The organism is Jeotgalicoccus sp. FSL K6-3177, assembly GCF_038050175.1.
GTDB classification, from domain to species: domain Bacteria; phylum Bacillota; class Bacilli; order Staphylococcales; family Salinicoccaceae; genus Jeotgalicoccus; species Jeotgalicoccus nanhaiensis.
Genome location: NZ_JBBOSK010000001.1, coordinates 2077794 through 2097700, shown reverse-complemented (window position 1 = coordinate 2097700; position 19907 = coordinate 2077794). Strand labels below are relative to the sequence as shown.

The following is a 19907-nucleotide window of genomic DNA, read 5'->3' as shown; positions in this document are numbered from 1 at the left end:
TGATTATAAAACAGGGAGATGAACAGTTTTATGCTAGATGATGCAATTAAACAAGTTGAACCGAAAGTGATTGAGTGGCGCCGGGCTATGCATCAGCATCCGGAACTCTCATTTGAAGAGTACTGGACGAGCGATTATATCGAAAAAGCTCTACAGGAAATGAATGGTATTGAAATCAGCCGTCCGACTGAAACGAGTGTGCTCGGGATTATTAAAGGAGACCATCCGGGACGTAAGGTTGGACTCAGAGGAGATATCGACGCATTGCCGATTCAGGAAGACCGTGATGATTTGGATTTTGTATCTGAAATAGACGGCAAGATGCATGCGTGCGGACACGATTCTCATGCGGCCATGCTCCTTGGTGCTGCAAAAGTGCTCGCGGATAATAAGGATAAAATTCACGGGGAAATTTATCTTATATTCCAGCATGCAGAAGAATTGCCGCCGGGCGGTGCGCGCGAAATGGTGGCGACAGGTCTTTTTGATGATCTGGATGTAGTGTTTGCGCAGCATATTATGACGTCTAAACCGCTCGGTGAAATTCATATTAAATCTGGTGCTGTAACAGCGAACTCGGATCAGTTTGAACTGACAATCAACGGCCAGGGCGGTCATGCTTCCCAGCCGGAAAGTTCAGTTGACCCGCTTCTTCTCGGTTCGCGTATCGTGACACAGGTACAGGACATTGTATCCCGCATCGCCGGACCGCTTGATAACTTAGTAATATCTGTTACAAACTTTAATGCGGGAACGGGCGCTAAAAACGTTATTCCGCACACTGCTGAAATCAGCGGCAGTGTCCGTTCAGCAAGTGCTGAAATCAGAGAACTTGCACATGAAAAAATTGAAGCGGTTGTGAAAGCGAATTGTGAGATTTACGGTGCGACCTACGATTTAAATTATAAATACGGATACAGTGCAGTAATGAACGATGAAGCTGAAACAGCACGTGTCAGAACAACATTGAATGAAGTATTTGGTAAAGACAGAGTAATCGAACAGGAAATGATGATGGGCGGGGAAGATTTCGGCGCCTTTACCGAGAACCTGCCGGGGGTATATATTCTGCTCGGTACTTATAATGAAGCGAAAGATTATGTTTATCCGCATCACCATCCTAAATTTGCAATTGATGAAGATGCATTTATCGACGGTGTCCGCGCGCATATCAACGTTGCGCTCGGTCTCGGACAGTAAAATATAAAAATTGCCGGTCATCGCGACCGGCAATTTTTATATTTGACATATACCCCCTAAGGGTATATTATAAAGATAATGAAATATTGAAAAGAGAGGTGCAAATGATGGAAGAAGTTAAACATATGTCCCGCCCTCGGCCGGATGATGAGAAACAGAAAATATTAAACCGGCTGAAGCGTGTTGAAGGACAGGTCCGGGGTATTCAGACAATGGTGGAAGAAGACCGTTACTGTGTCGATATTCTTGTGCAGATCAGCGCCATCCAGAGCGCTTTAAAAAATACAGGTCTTACAATAACAGAACGTCATATGAAACATTGTGTCACCGACGCGATAAATTCGGGTGACGGCGATGATTCAATCGAAGAGTTAATGGCTGTACTGAAACAATTTTCAAAATAAGAGAAAGGAGGAAGTGTTATGGCAGAAAAAGAACATATTAATTTAAATATCAGCGGCATGACATGTGCCGCCTGTTCAAACAGAATCGAAAAAGTATTGAATAAAATGGACGGCGTCGATGCAAATGTAAATCTGACAACGGAAAAGGCAAGTGTCGATTACAGCAAAGACAAAACGTCGGTTGAAGATATCACTAAACGCATTGAAGACATTGGCTACGGCGTATTGTATGAAAAAAGCGAGTTGGATATTACAGGCATGACGTGTGCTGCATGTTCGAGCAGAATCGAAAAAGTGCTGAATAAAACAGACGGTGTAAAAGCGGCAACGGTTAATCTGACAACTGAAAATGCGACGGTTGAATATAATCCGGGTGTTACTGATGAACGCGCAATTATCGATCGTATCAGCAAGCTCGGCTACAGTGCGGAACCGAAAAAATCAGCAGAAGATAAAGTTTCGCATAAGGATTCAGAGCTTAAAAAAATGAAGTGGAAAGTGATTGTTGCTGCGATTTTATCACTGCCGTTATTAGTTACCATGCTCGATCACCTGTTTGGTATGAGCTTGCCGGCGATATTTATGAACCCCTGGTTCCAGCTGGCTTTTGCTACTCCCGTCCAGTTTATACTGGGCTGGCAGTTCTATGTCGGGGCTTATAAAAACTTAAAAAACTTTACGGCGAATATGGACGTACTCGTCGTTATGGGGACAACTGCCGCCTTCGGTTTCAGTTTATACCAGACATATTTATGGATGACAGGCGCAGTCGAACATCCACACCTGTACTTTGAAGCCAGCGCCATTATAATTACGCTGATTTTATTCGGTAAATATCTGGAAACAAGAGCGAAATCCCAGACGACCGGCGCGATTTCAAAACTGCTCGATATGCAGGCAAAAGAAGCGCGTGTTGTACGTGATGGAAAAGAACTTATGATTCCTGTGGAAGATGTAAAAGTCGATGAAGTGCTCATCGTTAAACCCGGTGAGAAATTCCCGCTTGACGGTGAACTTATCCGCGGGCGTACATCAGTCGACGAATCGATGCTGACCGGCGAATCTATTCCGGTGGAAAAAGAAACCGGCGATTCGGTTATCGGAGCAACGATGAATCAGAACGGTACAGTGAATATAAAAGTAACGAAAACAGGAAAAGATACAGCTCTTGCGGGTATTATTAAAGTTGTTGAAGAGGCGCAGGGAAATAAGGCGCCGATTCAGCGGATGGCGGATATTATTTCAGGCTATTTCGTGCCGATAGTCATTGTCATTGCTATTGTGACATTTATCGTGTGGTATTTCTTTGCTTCACCGGGCAATGTCGAACCTGCGCTCGTAGCCGCAATATCCGTGCTGGTTATTGCTTGTCCGTGTGCGCTTGGGCTTGCAACACCGACATCAATTATGGTCGGTACAGGTAAAGGTGCCGAAAACGGTATTCTGTACAAAGGCGGCGAACATCTGGAAAAAACACATAAAGTTGATGTCATTGTACTTGATAAAACCGGCACAATTACGAATGGTACACCTGAAGTGACCGATTTTTCAGGTGATAATGATACACTGCACCTTCTTGCGAGCGCAGAAAGAGGGTCGGAACACCCTCTGGCATCGGCAATTACCGCTTATGCAGCTGAGAAAAATATCGAACTGTCAGAAGCTGAAGAATTTTCTGCTATACCCGGTCACGGTATTGAAGCAGTTATTGAAGGCAGAAAAGTTCTTGTCGGTACCCGTAAATTGATGACCGGGGAAAATATTGATATTTCTGCGGCGGAAGAAGACATGCAGCAGTTTGAATACGAAGGCAAGACAGCAATGATGGTTGCTGTCGACGGCAAACTTGCCGGCACTGTTGCAGTGCTCGATACGGTAAAAGCAACAGCGAAACAGGCGGTCAGCGAACTGCACGATCAGGGGCTTGAAGTAATCATGCTGACCGGGGACAATATCAGAACCGCGGAAGCAATTGCACGCGAAGTGAACATCGATCAGGTTATCGCAGAAGTGCTCCCGGAAGAGAAAGCTGATAAAATCCGGGAAATTCAAAAGACGGGCAAAGTTACCGCTATGGTCGGTGACGGTGTAAATGATGCGCCGGCACTTGCCCTCGCAGATATCGGGATCGCAATGGGAACAGGAACAGAAGTTGCGATTGAAGCGGCGGATCTGACAATTTTAGGTGAAGATCTGACGCTGATTCCAAGAGCTATTAATTTGAGCCGCAAAACAATTAAAAATATTAAACAGAACTTATTCTGGGCATTTGCCTATAATACGCTCGGCATCCCGATTGCAGCACTCGGATTTTTAGCACCCTGGGTTGCAGGTGCTGCAATGGCATTCAGTTCTGTCAGTGTGGTAGCCAACGCTTTACGTTTAAAACGTGTTAAAATATAGGTATATAAGAATATAAATTAAATTATAGATGGAGGATGAATATTATGGCTAAAACAGTAATTGAAGTAGAAGGCATGACTTGCGGTCACTGCAAATCATCAGTAGAAGGTGCACTGCACAATCTGGAAGGTGTATCGACGGCGGAGGTCAGTCTGGAAGATAACAATGTCACTGTGGAATACAATGATACGGTGGTCGACCGCGGGAAAATGACGGAAGCGATTGAAGATCAGGGGTACGATGTACAATAATATAAAAGAAGGGGAACCGGCCGAATGTGAAGCGGCCGGTTCTTTGTTTGTGTAAATTTAAATAAGATAATGATAGAATAACTTATAAGATTATTAAGTATAAGGAGGACATCGCACTTGATATTTGTGATTATATTTTTACTGTTTATGTCGCTGTTCTTTTCTGGCAGTGAAACTGCATTAACTGCAGTGAATAAAATAAAATTACAGTCGAAAGCAGCCGGCGGGGATCAGAGAGCCCAAAAGCTGTATAATCTGGTGAGTAAACCGAGCCAGTTTATAACAACCATACTGATTGGTAATAATATCGCTAACTTAATTGCGCCTGTGCTGGTAACAGCAATGGCAATTGATTACGGCTGGAGCGTCACGATTGCGTCAGTTGTGCTCACGGTGTCAATTATTGTATTTGCAGAGGTTATTCCAAAATCGATTGCTGCGGCATTTCCTGAACGTATGTCGTATCTGGTCAGACCGGTAATCGCCTTTTTAAATGTTGTCTTTTATCCATTAACTTTCATCTTAAACGCAATGACCGATTTGATTACACGCTTTCTGTCAAAAGGCTCGCAGCCGTCCTGGACAGTTTCCCGGGAAGAAATTGTTAATCTTGTGCAGATTGCGGATACGGAAGGTGCTATCCAAGGTGTAGAATCGCAGCGGCTCAAAGGTATTTTAGATTTCAGGGATTTGAATGTCAAAGATGTTATGACAACACCGCGTACGGAAATGGTTGCCGTGCATATCAGCGACAGCTATGAATCGGTGCGGGACAGAATTATCGATGAGATGCATACGAGATATCCGGTATACGATGAGGATCTCGATAACATTGTCGGTGTTTTCCATTCGAAATATCTGCTGCAGTGGTCACTTAATCCAGACCAGCCGCTGATGAACTTTTGTGACAGCGAACCGCTGACAGTAAGAGAGTTCCAGAATATCGAGGATGTGTTGCGCCGCATGAGCAAGCAGCGCCGTCATCTAGCTATCGTTCTCGATGAGTACGGCGGTACAGAAGGCGTCTTGACCCACGAAGATATAATTGAAACGATGCTTGGTTTTGAAATTGAAGACGAGACTGATCTTAAAAACGACTCGGTTGTCCGTGCCTTTAGCGAAAACAAAATTCTCTGCGATGGAAAAATTACGCTTCATCGTCTGAATCAACTTTTTGATACGGATATCCCTGAGGAAGAAGATACTTTATCCGGCTTTCTGCTGTCGGTCTTCGAAGAAGTACCGGCGGTTAATGATATTACGCATCTCGGCAATCTTGAATTTAAAATAATAGAGATGGAAGAGCGTATGATCCGGCTCGTAAAAATTACAAAATTAGATGCCGGACTGATGCAGGGAGAATGAGACGTGAAAAATGAAAATATTAAGTAAAATAAAACTGAGTCAGTTAATTTTCGGCTTTATAATTGCCTCGGCCCGTTTTCTATGGACTGAAGATAAACATATTGTCACGACATATTATAAGTACAGTTCAAAAAAAATTCCAAAAAGTTTTGACGGTTATAAGATTGTCCAGGTATCCGACTTTCACAATGCTTATTTTGGGCGGCGTTCGAAACATCTGCTTAAAGCTGTTAAAGAGGCTAATCCCGATATAATCGTTATTACGGGTGATGTTGTAGACCGCCGGACTCCGTACTTAAAACGCGCAGCGGTTTTAATCGAAAAAATTACTCAAATACAAAAGACATTTTATGTAACAGGGAATCATGAAGCCCACTACAGACATTTTAATAAGCTGTATGATGTAATCGGCAAATCCCGAGTTCGTAATATTACGAAGCGCAGCGCAGAACTTGAACGGGATGGTGAGAAAATTAATATTGCCGGCATTAATGATGTCTGGTTTTTTGGGGACGAGACAAACCCGAAAACGTACCGGGATTTTAAAAATGAACTTGCAGCTAAAGCTCGGGAGCTGCCTCACGATTTTACAATACTGCTTGCGCACCGGCCGGAACTGCTGCCGGTGTACAGTGCAAATGATGTTGACCTTGTGTTTTGCGGTCATGCGCACGGCGGTCAGATCCGCCTGCCTGTAGTTAAAGGGCTGTATGCACCGCATCAGGGTGTGAATCCGAAATATACAGAAGGCATGCACGAGCAAAACGGTACAACGATGGTGGTGAGCCGAGGTCTCGGCAACAGCCGTTTCCCATTCAGAGTATTTAACCATCCGGAAGTTGTCGCAGTTGAATTGAGGTCTGAAGCATGAATGAATTAATATCATATATTTTAGTCGTAACAGTGCTGACGGTAATGCCGGGCGCAGATTCAATGATTGTAATGAAAAACACACTGGTATATCAAAAATCGGCAGGGCGTATGACGGTGTTTGGAATATTAGCGGGACACTTTTTGTGGATTGTAGTATCGATTCTCGGGCTTGCCGTTATTATTACGAATTCCCCGCTCTTGTTTAATATTGTTAAGTATATGGGAGCCGCGTATTTAATTTACATCGGTGTGAAAAGCTTTATGGCGAAAACACTTGTATCAGCATCATCACTGGATAATGCTGAAGATGAAGAAACAAAATCGAACGGTCTCCGTTCATCTTATATGAACGGTTTTATAAGCAATATACTGAATCCCAAAGTACTCATATTTTATATTACAATTCTGCCCCAATTCGTTGTGCAGAATTCAGAAGTAACCGAGGTTTTTCAATTAATAATTTTAGCCGGTATTATGCTGGTTATTTCGATGAGCTGGTTTCTGCTCGTCGTTGAAACTGTCAATTATATGAAGCGCTGGCTGCACAAACCGGGCTTTCAGAGTATGCTCGGCAAAGGTGCGGGAATCATCATTATTCTATTTGGAATCCGGACAGCCTTGTCCTAGAGAAACTCGTCCATATCAAAAAAGCACTGCCGTCTAAATTCAGGCGGCAGTGCTTTTTGCATATTAATTTAAGAGTTACAGTCGTTTAAATACCGGGTCAGCAGCTGGGTGTATAAATCGATGAAGGTCAGATAAGTATCCTTATCAACATATTCATCAACCTGGTGGGCCTGGCCGGTTTTTCCGGGTCCGTACATAACAAAGGAGAAATTTTCGTCTTTATCTTTCATTAAATAGGAAGCATCTGTCGTTGCGGTTGAAGATGTTAAAGGTAAATCTCTGTTGAAGTACTGGTCTCCAAGTGACTTAGCGAGTTTGATAAATTCATTGTCGCCGGCAGTATATACCGGGTCACGGTTTACATAAGGATTAACGGTGATATCTCCTTTACTTTCTTTTTCGACTTTATCTTTTACGCTGTTAAACAGCGCTTCGAATTTTTTATTATCGAAAGAAGGAATGGTCCGCATGTTAAATAAGGATTCCGCATATTCTGGAATGGAGTTTACCTGGTCACCGCCGCTGACGACTGTTGAATTCATCGTAGGTGTGCCAAGCAAGTCATCTTTCTCATTAACTTTAGCGTATTCGGCGTTTAAATAATGTATAAAGTCTACCAGCGGATTAATGGCGTTAAATCCTAATTCCGGCATTGAACTGTGCGCAGATTTACCTTTTGAAGCAACCTGTATATCCATAGTGCCTTTATGTGTATAAACGATACCATCCTCGGAAGGTTCAGCGATAAGCAGGGCATCTGCATCGTCCATGCAGCCTCTCTCATGGAGTAAAGCAGCGCCATTACTTGTTACTTCTTCGCCGGCAGTCGCCATAAACCGGATGGTACCCTGTTTGAGAGTCCCGGATGTTTTGATTTCAATTAAACTGATTGCTAAAGCTGCAAGACCGGATTTCATATCAGCAGAGCCGCGGCCGTGCAATCGCCCCTGGTTATCTTCTGTCAGCTTAAATGGATCGTAATTCCAAAGAGCAGTGTTACCGGTTGTGACGACATCCATATGTCCTGAAACTGCGACGACAGGTTTGCCGCTCCCGATTTCTGCAATTAAATTAGCACGGCTGGCTTCACCGTTTAATTTAAGGACTTCCGAGTCTATATCATATTTTTTAAATAACTTTTGAAAGTATTGTGCCACATCAAGCTCTTTCTCATTTACTGATTGTATTTCAATAATGTCAGATAATATTTTTACACGTTCTTCATTTGATAGAACTGCCATAATGAACACTCCCTTTTTAATATAAAAAGAAATACCTTATACTTTACCACTTCATTTAATTTTCAAAACATTGAAGAGATGCCTCCAAAATCAAAAAAACACTTCCACCGCAAATGTATTCGGCGAAAGTGTTTTTTTATTATTTAAAGATGAATACTTTAGTTATGCATAATCATATCGAGTGTATCGTCTTCTGTAATTGTTTCTGTTTTAACTAAGTACTGTTCCATTTTTCCGAAATCAACTTCTGCTCCGATGCCGGGCTTCTCGCTGACTTTAACAACACCATTCTCTGCGACAACTTCCGGTGTAATGATATCTTCAAACCAGTATCTTGAAGAAGAGGCTGTATCGCCCGGCAGAGTGAAATTGCTTAACGTTGTAATTGCCACGTTGTGCAGACGACCCACACCGGCTTCCAGCATGCCGCCGCACCATAATGGAATGTTATGCTTTTCTGCAAGGTCATGAATTTTTATCGACTGGGTAATACCTCCGACACGGCCGACCTTAACATTGATGATTTCACAGCTGCCGAGCTCAATTGCTGCAGCAGCAGATTCATATGAATCGATACTTTCATCGAGACAGACAGGTGTTTTAATTTGTTTCTGAAGTTTCGCGTGATCGATTATATCACCTGCCATTAAAGGCTGTTCAATCATCATCAGATTAAACTCATCCAGAGCTTTCAGAATATCGATATCATCCAGCGTATATGCCGAGTTTGCATCGACCATCAGCGGAATCTCCGGATAAACCTCGCGGATTTTGCGGACCATTTCAACATCGCGGCCGGGTTTGATTTTAACTTTAATGCGTTTATAACCTTCTTCAACTTTTTCGCCGATACGTTCAAGGAGCAGTTCGTCAGTATCTTCGAGACCAAGTGATACCCCGACATCGACTTCTTTTTTAGTCCCGCCCATAGCTTCGGCTAAAGTGATGCCTTTTTTCTTAGCATACAAATCCCAGACAGCACCTTCAATTGAAGCTTTTGCCATATTGTTACGTTTGAACGGTTTATAAATTTCCCATACTTCGTCAGGATGTGAAATTTCTTTATTAATAACGAGCGGACCGAAATACTTCTTCAAAGCGATGAGTGTCGCATCCATGAATTCCTCGGAATAAAGCGGGTCTTCACCGGAAACACATTCGCCAAAACCGCTCAGACCGTCTTCGTCAATTGCTTCCACAATAGTAACAAAGCGCTTCTGCTGTGTACCAAATGATGTTGTGAACGGGTTTTTCATAGTCATTAAGAGCTGGTGCAGTTTAATTTCTTTGATCTTCATTTTATAGCCTCCGTAAATTTTATACCGGTCCCCAGTTAATTGCTACGAGGACGATTAAATATATTATACCTAAAACATACCATATACCTACAAGCGGAAGCGCAAATTTCAGCCATTTTGTAAAAGGAATGCCCGCGATAGCGAGATTAGCCATCAATACACCGGACAGCGGTGTAATAATATTTGTGAATCCGTCACCCATAGAGTAGGCCTGGACAGCAATTTGCCGCGGGAATTCCATCAAGTCAGCAATCGGACCCATAATCGGCATAACAATTGCCGCCTGGCCGCTGCCGGATGACACCAGAAGGTTAAATAATCCGTTGCCGATAAACATAAGAACAGCACCTGTCGTACTCGAAAATGGATCGATTAAAGAAGCCATTCCGTTTACGACAGTATCCAGAATCATACCGTCTTCGAGTACAACTACTATGGAACGTGCCATACCGATAATCAAAGCACCGTATAATACTGAATTAGCACCTTTTATAAATTCCTGAATAGACTGATTGACACCGATTCGCGCAATAATCGTCGTCACAACCATAATAATTATAAAGACAGCGGCCATCTCAGTTAAGCTCCATGCTTCACCAAATGCACCAAACACACCTGCAACATATACAGTTATACCAAGTAATAGAGTGAGAAGAACCAGAATATGTGTCGTTGTCATTTCAGTTTTCCCAAGTTCTGTATCTCCATTGTCCTTTGGAAATGGTTCGCTGCCGAGAATACCGGCGTGCTGGTTCTTTTTAATCCGTCTCGAATACCAGATAACGTATATCATAGTGACAAGCAGTGTAATGATGAACATCACAGTACGTTCGGGTGCACCTGAAAAAAGAGGAACTCCTGCTATCTGCTGGGCAAAGCCGGTTGTCAGAGGATCGAGAATGGACATTGCAAAACCGGTATAAGCGCCTATGTATATAATTGAAACTCCGATAATAGCATCCATCTTCATAGATTTAGCTAGTATAATGCCTAGAGGAATAAAGGCGATTACTGCATTAACGACAATACCAAGGGTGCCGAAAACAGCGAAAATCAGCATAATCACTGCAATAAGAAGCCATTCCTTATTCTTAGTAATACTGATAACTTTCGACATCATCGCATCCATGGCTCCGGTCTTTTCAATTACACCAAAGACTCCGCCTATAATTAAGACGAGAAATATTAAATCCGAGGTGCTGGTTAAACCTGTAACTATAGAAGAGAAGATATCCATAATCCCCGCTGGATTTGAGTCGATAGTTTCATAAGTGCCCGGGACGATCGTATCTGGTCCGCTTTCTGAAGGTTCAGTTTCAAACTGACCCGCAGGAATAAGATAAGTAGCAATTGCTGCGATAATTAAAAAGATAAACATTATCCCGTAAGCATCCGGGAATTGAAATTTCCTTTTCTTTTCCGGTTTATTTTTTTCGTGAGTCATCTAATCCCCCTAGGATTTCAAATATTCATACAATTCAAAGTATGATATATTAAACAGTATAATAAAATCAAAAGTTTTGAAAGAGGGATTTCATGATCGATACAAAAATATCTAAAATATTCAATCACGTGCATACAAATGCGGAACTGAGCAATGAAGAGTATAAAACGACGGATTACATATATGAATTTTTAAAAACTGAAGGGTTTGAGCCTGTTAAATTTAAAAACATCACGGGTCTGTACTGTGATGTCGGAAACTGGAGCGGGGATTATCCGCTGATAGGTATCCGTGCGGATATCGATGCATTGTATCAGGAAGTAAACGGCAAGCTTCAGGCGAATCATTCGTGCGGCCACGATTCGCATATTGCCATGGTTATCGGTGCAATGCTTAGGATAAAAGATCACGAAGCTTTAAAAACACGCGGTGTCCGTTTTGTCTTCCAGCCTGCTGAAGAAGTGGGGACGGGTGCACTTGATGTATTAAAAGAGGGTGTCATTGAACCTCTTGATTATATGTTCGGCATTCATCTGCGTCCGATTGAAGAAGCAGCGGACGGGTATTTATCGCCGAGTATAGAACATGGTTCTGCAGGCTCATTTGAGTTTAAAATTGTCGGCAACGATGCCCATGGTGCCCGCCCGCATTTAAACGACAATGCGATTGAAGTCGGTGCGGATATCGTCAATATGCTGTCAAAAATTCATATTAATCCGATGGTGCCTTCTAGCGCGAAAATGACGAAATTCATGGCAGGGTCGAAATCGCTGAATATTATTCCGGGTTCTGCGGAGTGCGGCATTGATGTCCGGGCACAGACAAACGAAGCGATGAAGGAACTGAAAGCCGGTGTGCGTAATATTTTAAGCAGCATCGAAGAACTCTACGATGTGAAAATCGAAGATCTTGAAGAGTCGAGCATCGTTGCAAGTGAAAGTAATGAAGATGCGATTGCAGTATTCCGCTCGGCGATTATCGATACAGTGGGTGAAGAAAAGCTGCTGGAACCGATTGTTACGAGCGGCGGGGATGATTTCCATAATTACACGGTCCAGTATCCAGAACTGAAAGGTGCTATGCTCGGGCTAGGCTGTGATTTGACTCCGGGACTGCATCATCCGTATATGACCTTCAACCGTGACCGGATGGAAACGGGAGCAGATGTTCTCTTTCAGACAATTTTAAATGTGCCTGCTGAATAAAAATATGTTTAAACTCTTGAGCTAAGTGGAATAATACTGGTGTAAACAATATCGAAATTCTTGAAGGAGGATTTTATATATGTCAGCACCAAAAGATCCGAGAAATGAATTTTACACAGGTAATTATGATAAACAAAAACAGCCGTATCCCGGCGTTCAAAAAGAAATGGAACAAATTCCCGATTGCGGAGAAGAAACCTATAAAGGCACCGGACGTTTATCCGGCAGAAAAGCACTCGTAACAGGCGGCGATTCAGGTATCGGCCGCGGCGCAGCAATTGCGTTCGCCAAAGAAGGCGCGGATGTTGCAATTAACTATATGGAAGACGAACAGGCGGATGCCGAAGAAGTTAAAAAAGTCATCGAGGATGCGGGGCAGAAAGCTTATTTATTCCCGGGTGATTTACGTGATGAAAAATTTGCAAGACAGCTGATTCATGATGCAGCTGAATCGCTCGGCGGTCTGGATACGCTTGTACTGAATGCTTCTATGCAGCAGGCAGTGGAAAAATTTGCAGATTATACAGCAGAACACCTTGAAACGACTTATAAAATTAATGTGGTCGCACCTGTACTGCAAATGCAGGAAGCGGAAAAAGTAATGCCTGAAGGTTCAAGCATTATTATTACGACTTCAATTCAGTCATTCTCGCCGTCAGCTCATATTGCTGATTATGCAATGACTAAAGCGGCACAAACGAACTTGATTAAATCACAGGCCCAGCACTTTATGGATAAAGGCATCCGTTTAAACGGTGTTGCACCAGGTCCAATCTGGACACCGATTCAAATCTCAGGTGGTCAGCTCCAAGAAGCGCTGCCTGAATTCGGACAGGATTCTTACCTTGGACGTGCCGGCCAGCCGGTGGAACTCGCAGCCACTTACGTACACCTTGCAAGTTCGGAATCAAGCTATACGACAGGACAGGTATATGGTGTAACAGGCGGACAGCCGATTAACTAATATAAGAAAAAAACCAAAACCTTAATCAAGGTTTTGGTTTTTTTGTGCTGTACGTATTTTGTGATGTGAGAGCGGGGCTCGTTGGTTAAGTAAACACTTTAGCCGGCCAAAGAAGAAAGCTCACTGACTGAGTAAACGATTTAGTCGGTCAAAGAAGAAAGCTCATTGTTTGAGTAAACAGTTTAGTCGGTCAAAGAAAAGAGCACACGAATCCAGCAAGCATACTCTCTTTAAACAGCAGAACCCCGACCTTATGAAAAGTCCGGGGTTCTATTATTTAAATATCCCTGTTTAAATTCGGGTCGTTTGGATGAGAAGGGCGCGAGTGGTCATTATAATTATGTCCGGTACTTCCTGTTAAATCGTCTTCTCCATAAAGGCCGGTGCCGTCAAATTCATCTTTTAATTTTCGGCTGTAGAGGAAGAGAATAACAATGGCAGCAATCCCTGCAGTTACAACGTTCAAGAGCGCCAGCAGCACGCCGATGACCGGCTGCTTTACATATGCTGTAAAGATTCCGATGAATGCAATGGATTCCATCAGTAAGTACGTAATAACGAGGTCGCCGATTGAGAGCCCCATCATATACAGTACAAGTCCGGCAATCGCAAATGCGAGACCGATATGTTTCGGATCAAATGACCCTTTCTTTAAAATATTGCCGTCATAGCCTTGCCCGCCGATATAAAATGTTCCGAACGGGATGAAGGCGAGCCATGGCAGGTGATATGATTTAATTTCCGCCACTCTGAACAGGAAGTAACCCTGCAGCAGCCATTTCAGCAAGCCGATTATAAATATTACAAACAGTAAAAAAATCCCAAGCGCAGCTGCTCCGAAAAACAGTGCAATAAATTCCCAGCCCATATTCTCACATCCTTTATAAGTTATTTTCAGTATATCATTATCTCATCACAGACAAAATAAATAGGGGCTGGAAGACCAGCCCCTATTTATTTACCTGTGTGAATTGTATATTCTCCGATTCATCCGTTCCGCGTGACGGTAGGCATTAATAACACCGTACAGCCATACAATAGGAAAGGTAATGAATCCGATTAAAAGATACATAAGCAGACCGTTGATTGCCTGTATGATAATGAGCAGTATACCTTTAAATATCTGGCCGTTATATATCTGGCCGAGACCGGTAATGAAAAAGCTGAGAACAGCAGCTATTCCGGAATTTTTAATTCCTGGCATATGGTCAGCCTCTCTTTCTGTTTAATTTCGTATAGAACTTATACCCGTTTTTTCAAGCTTTGAAACGCGTTATCTGTCATCAAGACGGTCTTCGCGGGCCTTGCCGCCCGGCATTCTGAGCGGCCACCAGTTGCCGCGTTTCAATGTGACTATCATCGCCGGCACTAAGAGCGGCAGCACGACAAATGCATAGAACAGAAGCGCAAAAATAATAACGCTCGTTACCTGTACTAGTATCGCGATACCTGACGGATACAAGGCTGCGAATGTGCCTGTTAAAATAATTACCGCTGTAATAACGACAGTACCCATGCGGCGGATTGATGTTTCAATCGCATCGCGGATAGTACGGTATTTCACTTCTTCTCTGAAGCGGTCGATAATGAAAATAGAATAATCAATACCGAGAGCGACAAAAATAATTAAACTGAAGAACGGTACGGCCCAATTTAACTGATCAATACCGAACATTGACAGAATCCACTGGGATATCGTCATCGATGCAAAGTAAGTAATGAAAATCGAACCGATCATCATTACAGGCAGCACGAGTGATCTGAACAATACAGTCAGAATAATGAACAGCGTCACGATAAACAGAATGACAACATTTGTATAATCATCGCTCGTTACTGTATCGAGGTCTCTGTTCATGCTTGTCACACCAGAGAAATAAGCTTCTGTATCCGGACGGTCGAGGCGTGACAGCTCGCCGTGCACTGTTTCTTCAATATCATCTAGCACACCGATTGCTTCGTTGCTGTATGGATCCACTGCAAGAACGACGTTCATTTTAACAGCTTCGCCGTCAGCAAATGAGTATTGGTCGATGGCAGCTTCAAAATCGCTGTTTTCAAGCATTTCAGAAGGTATATTGATACCTGTCGCATCTACTGCTTCATTATTTTCAAACGAAGTCATTAAATCACTGATACCTGTTAAGCCTTCATTGATATCTTCAATACCCGATGACATTTCACCAAGACCCGCTGCGAGTTCTTCCATCTGTGCAGCAGCTTCTGCAGTCATCGTTTCCATTTGAGAATTTGCCTCTGAAACCCCTGCGGAAAGCTGATCCGCTCCCTGTGATAATTGCTGCAGCTGTTCAGCTGCTCCGGCTGTGTCTCCTGTTGCAGCAAGATACTGGCTGACACCGTCAATACCGTCGGAAATCTGATTGACGCCTGCTTCCAGTTCCGATAAATCGCCTCCGGCTGTGTCAGAGTCTGCCAGCTGTTCATTAATCTCGGACAAGCCAGCTGACATTTCAGTCAGTCCGTCCTGAATTTCAGCGAGTCCTGAATTTGCTTCACCAAGCTGGTATGACACGGTCAGTTCGTCCATCTTATCGCCTACCGGTCTCGTCAGCGTCTGCACTTCCGTCACACCGTCGAGATTGGACACGGCTTCGGCCGCTGATTCCAGACGGGATAAACCATCCTCTGTAACCAGATTTTCACCGTTTGTGAAGAGGACCTCCACAGGGAATGTTGAGCCTGCATCAAAACTGTCGCTGATTACATTAACTGCATGAACGGCAGAGTAGGAATCGTCAAGTTCGGATAATGAATCGTATTGAACATTATCATCGTAGAAATAAATTAAGGCAATAAGTACCGCAACGACTGAAAAAATAACGCGTGTAGGGTACTTAAGTGACAGCATGCCGAGCGGCGTCCAGATTTTACTTTCACCTGAACCCAACGTCTGTTTGCTCGGCCAGAAAATATATTTACCAAGCAGGGCCATCAGTGTCGGCAATACTGTAAATAGTGAGAGCAGCAGGGCGAGAATACCGATAGCTACGCCGACTGCCGAACGGTAAATTTCGAAGTTTGCAAAATAAAGAACACCAAACAGGATTGCTCCTGAAATCCCGCTGATAAATACTGTCTTACCGGCTGTTCTGAAAGTATTGATGACAGCTTCATGCTTATCGTGGTGCTCAAGTTCTTCTTTAAATCTGTTTAACAGCAGAATGACGTAATCCGTCCCGATACCGAATAATATTACGATAAGGAAACTCTGTGTCTGCGGGGACACCGGAAAATCAAACCACTGCACGAACCAGCCGACAAACGACTGACCGAGCAGATAGGCAATGCCCACTGCGATAAGCGGAACAAATGGCGTAACGACTGAACGGAACATCACAAGCAGTACGATAATGATAATCGCTACTGTAAATATTTCCGTCGTCCGGACACCTTCCATAGCATCTTCTTCAAGCGTGCGCTGAATCATCTCATTGGATGTTATTGAAATATCAGCGTCCGTGTTATTCAGACTTTCTATTTCATCGGCATTATTCAGAATCTCAGGTGCTTCACCTGTATATTCCAGCGGAATCATTATAACGCCCGAATCTTCATTGATGAAGTTCTCCTGCATATCCTCATTAAAAGTAAAAGGATTGATAACGTTATCCGTATAATCCAGACCTTCGAGTTCTTCTATATATGTTTCTATTTCTTCCTGATGTTCTGACGGCGCATTATCAAATTCAAGTACTGCCGACATCATTTCAATATCCTGATTGTGTTCCTCCAGGAACTGGCGGGCCTGTTCATTCGGCATATTATCAGGCAGCTGAACATCACCTTTCTCAGCAGCAAGCTGCGTTAAATTCGGTGAAATAATAAATGATACGACAGCAGCAATAATCATCAGCGCTGTAATCGGCCATTTAAATTTAAGCACGTGTTTCATCGTATAATCCTCCATCTATATTCATAATATTAACTATTGTGCGCGTTGCTTCCAGCAGCTTTTGTTTGTCTTTCTGGGGTATATCCTTCAGATGATCACCGATAACATGCCGAATATGGCCGATGACTTCACCGAGCAGATTTTTTGCTTTTGGCGTGAGTGAAACCAGTTTCGAACGGTTATCGTTTGTCAGCTGATTTTTTTTCATATTGATTAGTTTTTTCGTGCTGAGTTTTCTGAGCGCATGTGCAATGGAACTTTTATGTACGTTCAGCGCTGTGGAAAGTTCGGTGGGTGTGGCTTCATTATGAAGATAAAGATATTCAATAATGGCCATCTGTTCTTTCGATATATGCATTTTTTTGACCGATTCGGTTACTTCTGAAAATATATGAGCATAACCATAGCCGAAAATGACAGTCAGATTGTCGATTGTCTGGTCTTCTGCCGTCATTAAGAATGCCAGTCCTTTCTTTAATCTTATTTAACAAGCAGAAATAGTTTAACATGCACAACTAATTTCCGCAAAAGATAAAGTGTATTTTTTTATAACAAATGTATGTGTATAATCGAAGACGGATATAAGTTTAAAAAAGGAGTGAAGTAAAGATATGTTTCAGTATGTTTCCTCATACAGAAGAAATGCCTCCGGCAATCATGGAAAAGTTATAGGTTTTACAATTTTACAGTCATTATTGTGTGTTGTGCTGCCATCGATTCTTATCTTCGGTGCAGTGCTGCTGCCGCTGTTGCTGACGATGACAGATGTTAGCGGAGAAGCGGTCGGAGTTGCTACAGGACTGTGGATGCTCGTCATGTTCCTCGTGTATATTCTCGTCATGATTTTCGTGATCTATCCTATTTTTGTAGGGATATTAAGATACTTTGCGAGTGCCTACAAAGGAAAAGAATTCTCTTTTGGCGAAGCCTACAAAGTTTTTAAAAAAGGGAATTATTCCAAACTGATTAAAATTGCACTGCTCGTCTTTGTTTTATATTTTGTATTATCATTAATCATTGGTCTGATTGTTAATATTCTGATGACGGTTGTACTTATTCCGCTGATGCCGCTCGGCATGATGATGGAAGATCCAAATGCGGCGATGACCGGTGCATCAGTTGCCCTGATTATTACAGCGGTTGTGCTGATGTTTATCGTTACGATTATTGCGTACATTCCGTATATCATTCTGTACATTTACTTTGCGACAGTATTCATGGTATATATTGACGAACCTCATATTCCAACCGTGGATAAACTGAAAGTCGCCTGGGATATTGTCTTCCGTTCAGAAGCCAGCATGATCAAATTATTCTTCAGCAACCTGCTGCTGTACATTCTGGTGTTTGCTGTAATGTTTGTCATTATGATCGGACTCGGCTTAATCTCAGCATTTGTGACTAATTCTCCGGCAGTAATTTTAACGCTGTTTATCATCAGCGGTCTGCTGGCATTAATCGTTACCGTATGGATTTCATATCTGATTGTCGGTTCAATTGTGGCTTATTATTTTGCGGGCCGCGAATCTCTTGACCACATGAAAGACATAAGAGCACAGGAAGCTGCACCAGCTTATCAGCATGAAAATACAGATTTTGAGTAAGAATTTAAAGTTAAACCGCCGGATTTTTAAATCCGGCGGTTTTTATAATGGTTTAAATATTTGCATAATTCAATTTCGGAGTTAAGATATAATTTATACATAATAGAATTGTGGGTGAGTGAATGTCAGGGAAACAAAAAGGCATACTGTTTGTATCAGGTGCTTACATAATCTGGGGATTGCTCCCTGTTTACTGGCGTCAGATTGAGACGGTATCTCCTTATGAAATTATCGCACACCGTATATTCTGGTCCTTTATCTTTATGGTGCTGTACATACTTTTTACAGGCAGATGGCAATATTTAAAAACGAATTTAACGTTCATATTCAGCGACAGAAAAAAAGCCCTCAGTTTAGTTGCGGCGTCGATTATTATTTCTATCAACTGGCTGACGTATATCCTCGCTGTTAACCAGGGGCATATACTGGAAGCGGGACTCGGTTATTATATCAATCCGTTTGTCAGCATACTGCTCGCATTTTTTATTCTCAAGGAGCGGTTTTCAAAAGGCGAGTGGCTGGCGATTTTTATCGTGTCGCTCGGTGTTATTTATATGTCCCTTGGTGTGGGGCATATTCCATGGCTTGCTCTGACGCTGGCAGTGACTTTTGGAGTATACGGGCTGATCAAGAAAACAATTAATATCGACGCAACATATGCGCTGGCTGTGGAAACTGCAGTACTGGCTCCAATCGCGCTCCTGTATATACTGTATTTAAATGCTTCAGGTGTGAACACACTTGATTTCGGGCTTAACAGAGATACGATGTTTACGATGGGAACAGGTGTCGTCACAGCAATACCTCTCCTCCTATTCGCTCTTGGTGCTGTTAAGATTCCATTATCACTTACCGGGCTGCTCCAGTATATCGGTCCGACGCTCATGCTCTTTATCGGCATCTTCCTCTACGGGGAATCGTTTACAGCTACACATCAAATTGCCTATGGATTTATCTGGGTAGGGCTGATTCTTTACACGCTGCTGCGCTTTAAAGCATCGCGTCCGCGCCGTCCGAAGGGGAAAGTCAAGCTGACTGATGATTAGCTTATCGTTAGATATAAAGATTACTCCATGTTACTATTTAGAAAGATTTTAGTGTGAGGGGAATGAGTC

Annotated in this window: 18 protein-coding genes; 11 read left to right on the top strand and 7 right to left on the bottom strand. The window is 42.8% G+C overall.

Going from position 1 to position 19907, the window contains the following annotated elements:
- Nucleotides 1–30: 30 nt before the first annotated feature.
- From MHH58_RS10710 to MHH58_RS10680, 7 genes are all read left to right on the top strand, one after another.
- Nucleotides 31–1200: a M20 metallopeptidase family protein gene (locus MHH58_RS10710; protein ID WP_341345872.1), complete on the top strand. Its 1170-nt coding sequence runs from the start codon at nucleotides 31–33 to the stop codon at nucleotides 1198–1200.
- A 107-nt stretch (nucleotides 1201–1307) separates the two neighbouring features.
- Nucleotides 1308–1604, top strand: a complete 297-nt coding sequence (locus tag MHH58_RS10705) for a metal-sensing transcriptional repressor (RefSeq protein ID WP_115885149.1) — start codon at nucleotides 1308–1310, stop codon at nucleotides 1602–1604.
- An 18-nt stretch (nucleotides 1605–1622) separates the two neighbouring features.
- Nucleotides 1623–4007, top strand: coding sequence for a heavy metal translocating P-type ATPase (locus MHH58_RS10700; protein ID WP_341345871.1), 2385 nt, complete (start codon nucleotides 1623–1625; stop codon nucleotides 4005–4007).
- Between the two features lie 44 nt (nucleotides 4008–4051).
- Nucleotides 4052–4258, top strand: coding sequence for a copper chaperone CopZ (copZ, locus tag MHH58_RS10695; RefSeq protein WP_135099475.1), 207 nt, complete (start codon nucleotides 4052–4054; stop codon nucleotides 4256–4258).
- Between the two features lie 126 nt (nucleotides 4259–4384).
- Complete coding sequence (locus MHH58_RS10690) at nucleotides 4385–5623, top strand: hemolysin family protein (RefSeq protein ID WP_341346106.1); 1239 nt, start codon at nucleotides 4385–4387, stop codon at nucleotides 5621–5623.
- 10 nt (nucleotides 5624–5633) lie between these two features.
- The gene (locus MHH58_RS10685; RefSeq protein ID WP_228063511.1) at nucleotides 5634–6494 is read left to right on the top strand and encodes a metallophosphoesterase; all 861 of its coding nucleotides are present in this window, start codon (nucleotides 5634–5636) and stop codon (nucleotides 6492–6494) included.
- Nucleotides 6491–7123, top strand: coding sequence for a LysE family translocator (locus MHH58_RS10680; RefSeq protein WP_135099471.1), 633 nt, complete (start codon nucleotides 6491–6493; stop codon nucleotides 7121–7123). The genes MHH58_RS10685 and MHH58_RS10680 overlap by 4 nt, the downstream gene beginning before the upstream one ends.
- Nucleotides 7124–7191: 68 nt before the next feature.
- On the opposite strand, the gene MHH58_RS10675 is transcribed toward MHH58_RS10680, so the two are convergent.
- The 3 genes from MHH58_RS10675 to MHH58_RS10665 form a co-directional block, all read right to left on the bottom strand.
- A complete protein-coding gene (locus MHH58_RS10675; protein WP_341345870.1) occupies nucleotides 7192–8364 on the bottom strand; it encodes an ArgE/DapE family deacylase in 1173 nt (390 codons plus the stop codon).
- Between the two features lie 158 nt (nucleotides 8365–8522).
- Nucleotides 8523–9662 (bottom strand): o-succinylbenzoate synthase, encoded by a 1140-nt coding sequence (gene menC / locus MHH58_RS10670; protein ID WP_135099467.1) that lies wholly within the window; start codon nucleotides 9660–9662, stop codon nucleotides 8523–8525.
- Nucleotides 9663–9681: 19 nt separating this feature from the next.
- On the bottom strand, nucleotides 9682–11106 hold the full coding sequence (locus tag MHH58_RS10665; RefSeq protein ID WP_341345869.1) for a YfcC family protein: 1425 nt from the start codon (nucleotides 11104–11106) through the stop codon (nucleotides 9682–9684).
- Nucleotides 11107–11198: 92 nt separating this feature from the next.
- Here MHH58_RS10665 and MHH58_RS10660 point away from each other — a divergent pair, with 92 nt between their 5' ends.
- Complete coding sequence (locus tag MHH58_RS10660) at nucleotides 11199–12311, top strand: amidohydrolase (protein WP_341345868.1); 1113 nt, start codon at nucleotides 11199–11201, stop codon at nucleotides 12309–12311.
- Nucleotides 12312–12390: 79 nt separating this feature from the next.
- Nucleotides 12391–13275: an SDR family oxidoreductase gene (locus MHH58_RS10655; protein WP_341345867.1), complete on the top strand. Its 885-nt coding sequence runs from the start codon at nucleotides 12391–12393 to the stop codon at nucleotides 13273–13275.
- Between the two features lie 277 nt (nucleotides 13276–13552).
- Here the strand turns inward: MHH58_RS10655 and MHH58_RS10650 are convergent, their stop codons facing one another.
- From MHH58_RS10650 to MHH58_RS10635, 4 genes are all read right to left on the bottom strand, one after another.
- Nucleotides 13553–14143 (bottom strand): hypothetical protein, encoded by a 591-nt coding sequence (locus MHH58_RS10650; protein ID WP_135099459.1) that lies wholly within the window; start codon nucleotides 14141–14143, stop codon nucleotides 13553–13555.
- A gap of 90 nt (nucleotides 14144–14233) precedes the next feature.
- Nucleotides 14234–14479: a hypothetical protein gene (locus MHH58_RS10645; RefSeq protein WP_115885140.1), complete on the bottom strand. Its 246-nt coding sequence runs from the start codon at nucleotides 14477–14479 to the stop codon at nucleotides 14234–14236.
- A gap of 69 nt (nucleotides 14480–14548) precedes the next feature.
- Nucleotides 14549–17188 (bottom strand): MMPL family transporter, encoded by a 2640-nt coding sequence (locus tag MHH58_RS10640; protein ID WP_341345866.1) that lies wholly within the window; start codon nucleotides 17186–17188, stop codon nucleotides 14549–14551.
- Nucleotides 17172–17642, bottom strand: coding sequence for a MarR family winged helix-turn-helix transcriptional regulator (locus MHH58_RS10635; RefSeq protein ID WP_341345865.1), 471 nt, complete (start codon nucleotides 17640–17642; stop codon nucleotides 17172–17174). The genes MHH58_RS10640 and MHH58_RS10635 overlap by 17 nt, the downstream gene beginning before the upstream one ends.
- 157 nt (nucleotides 17643–17799) lie before the next feature.
- On the opposite strand from MHH58_RS10635, the gene MHH58_RS10630 reads away from it, so the two are divergent.
- Both MHH58_RS10630 and rarD read left to right on the top strand, forming a co-directional pair.
- Nucleotides 17800–18792 carry a hypothetical protein gene (locus MHH58_RS10630; protein ID WP_341345864.1) on the top strand — a complete coding sequence of 331 codons (993 nt, stop codon included), beginning with the start codon at nucleotides 17800–17802 and terminating at the stop codon, nucleotides 18790–18792.
- Nucleotides 18793–18914: 122 nt separating this feature from the next.
- Nucleotides 18915–19838 carry an EamA family transporter RarD gene (gene rarD, locus MHH58_RS10625; protein WP_341345863.1) on the top strand — a complete coding sequence of 308 codons (924 nt, stop codon included), beginning with the start codon at nucleotides 18915–18917 and terminating at the stop codon, nucleotides 19836–19838.
- The last annotated feature ends 69 nt before the right edge of the window (nucleotides 19839–19907 follow it).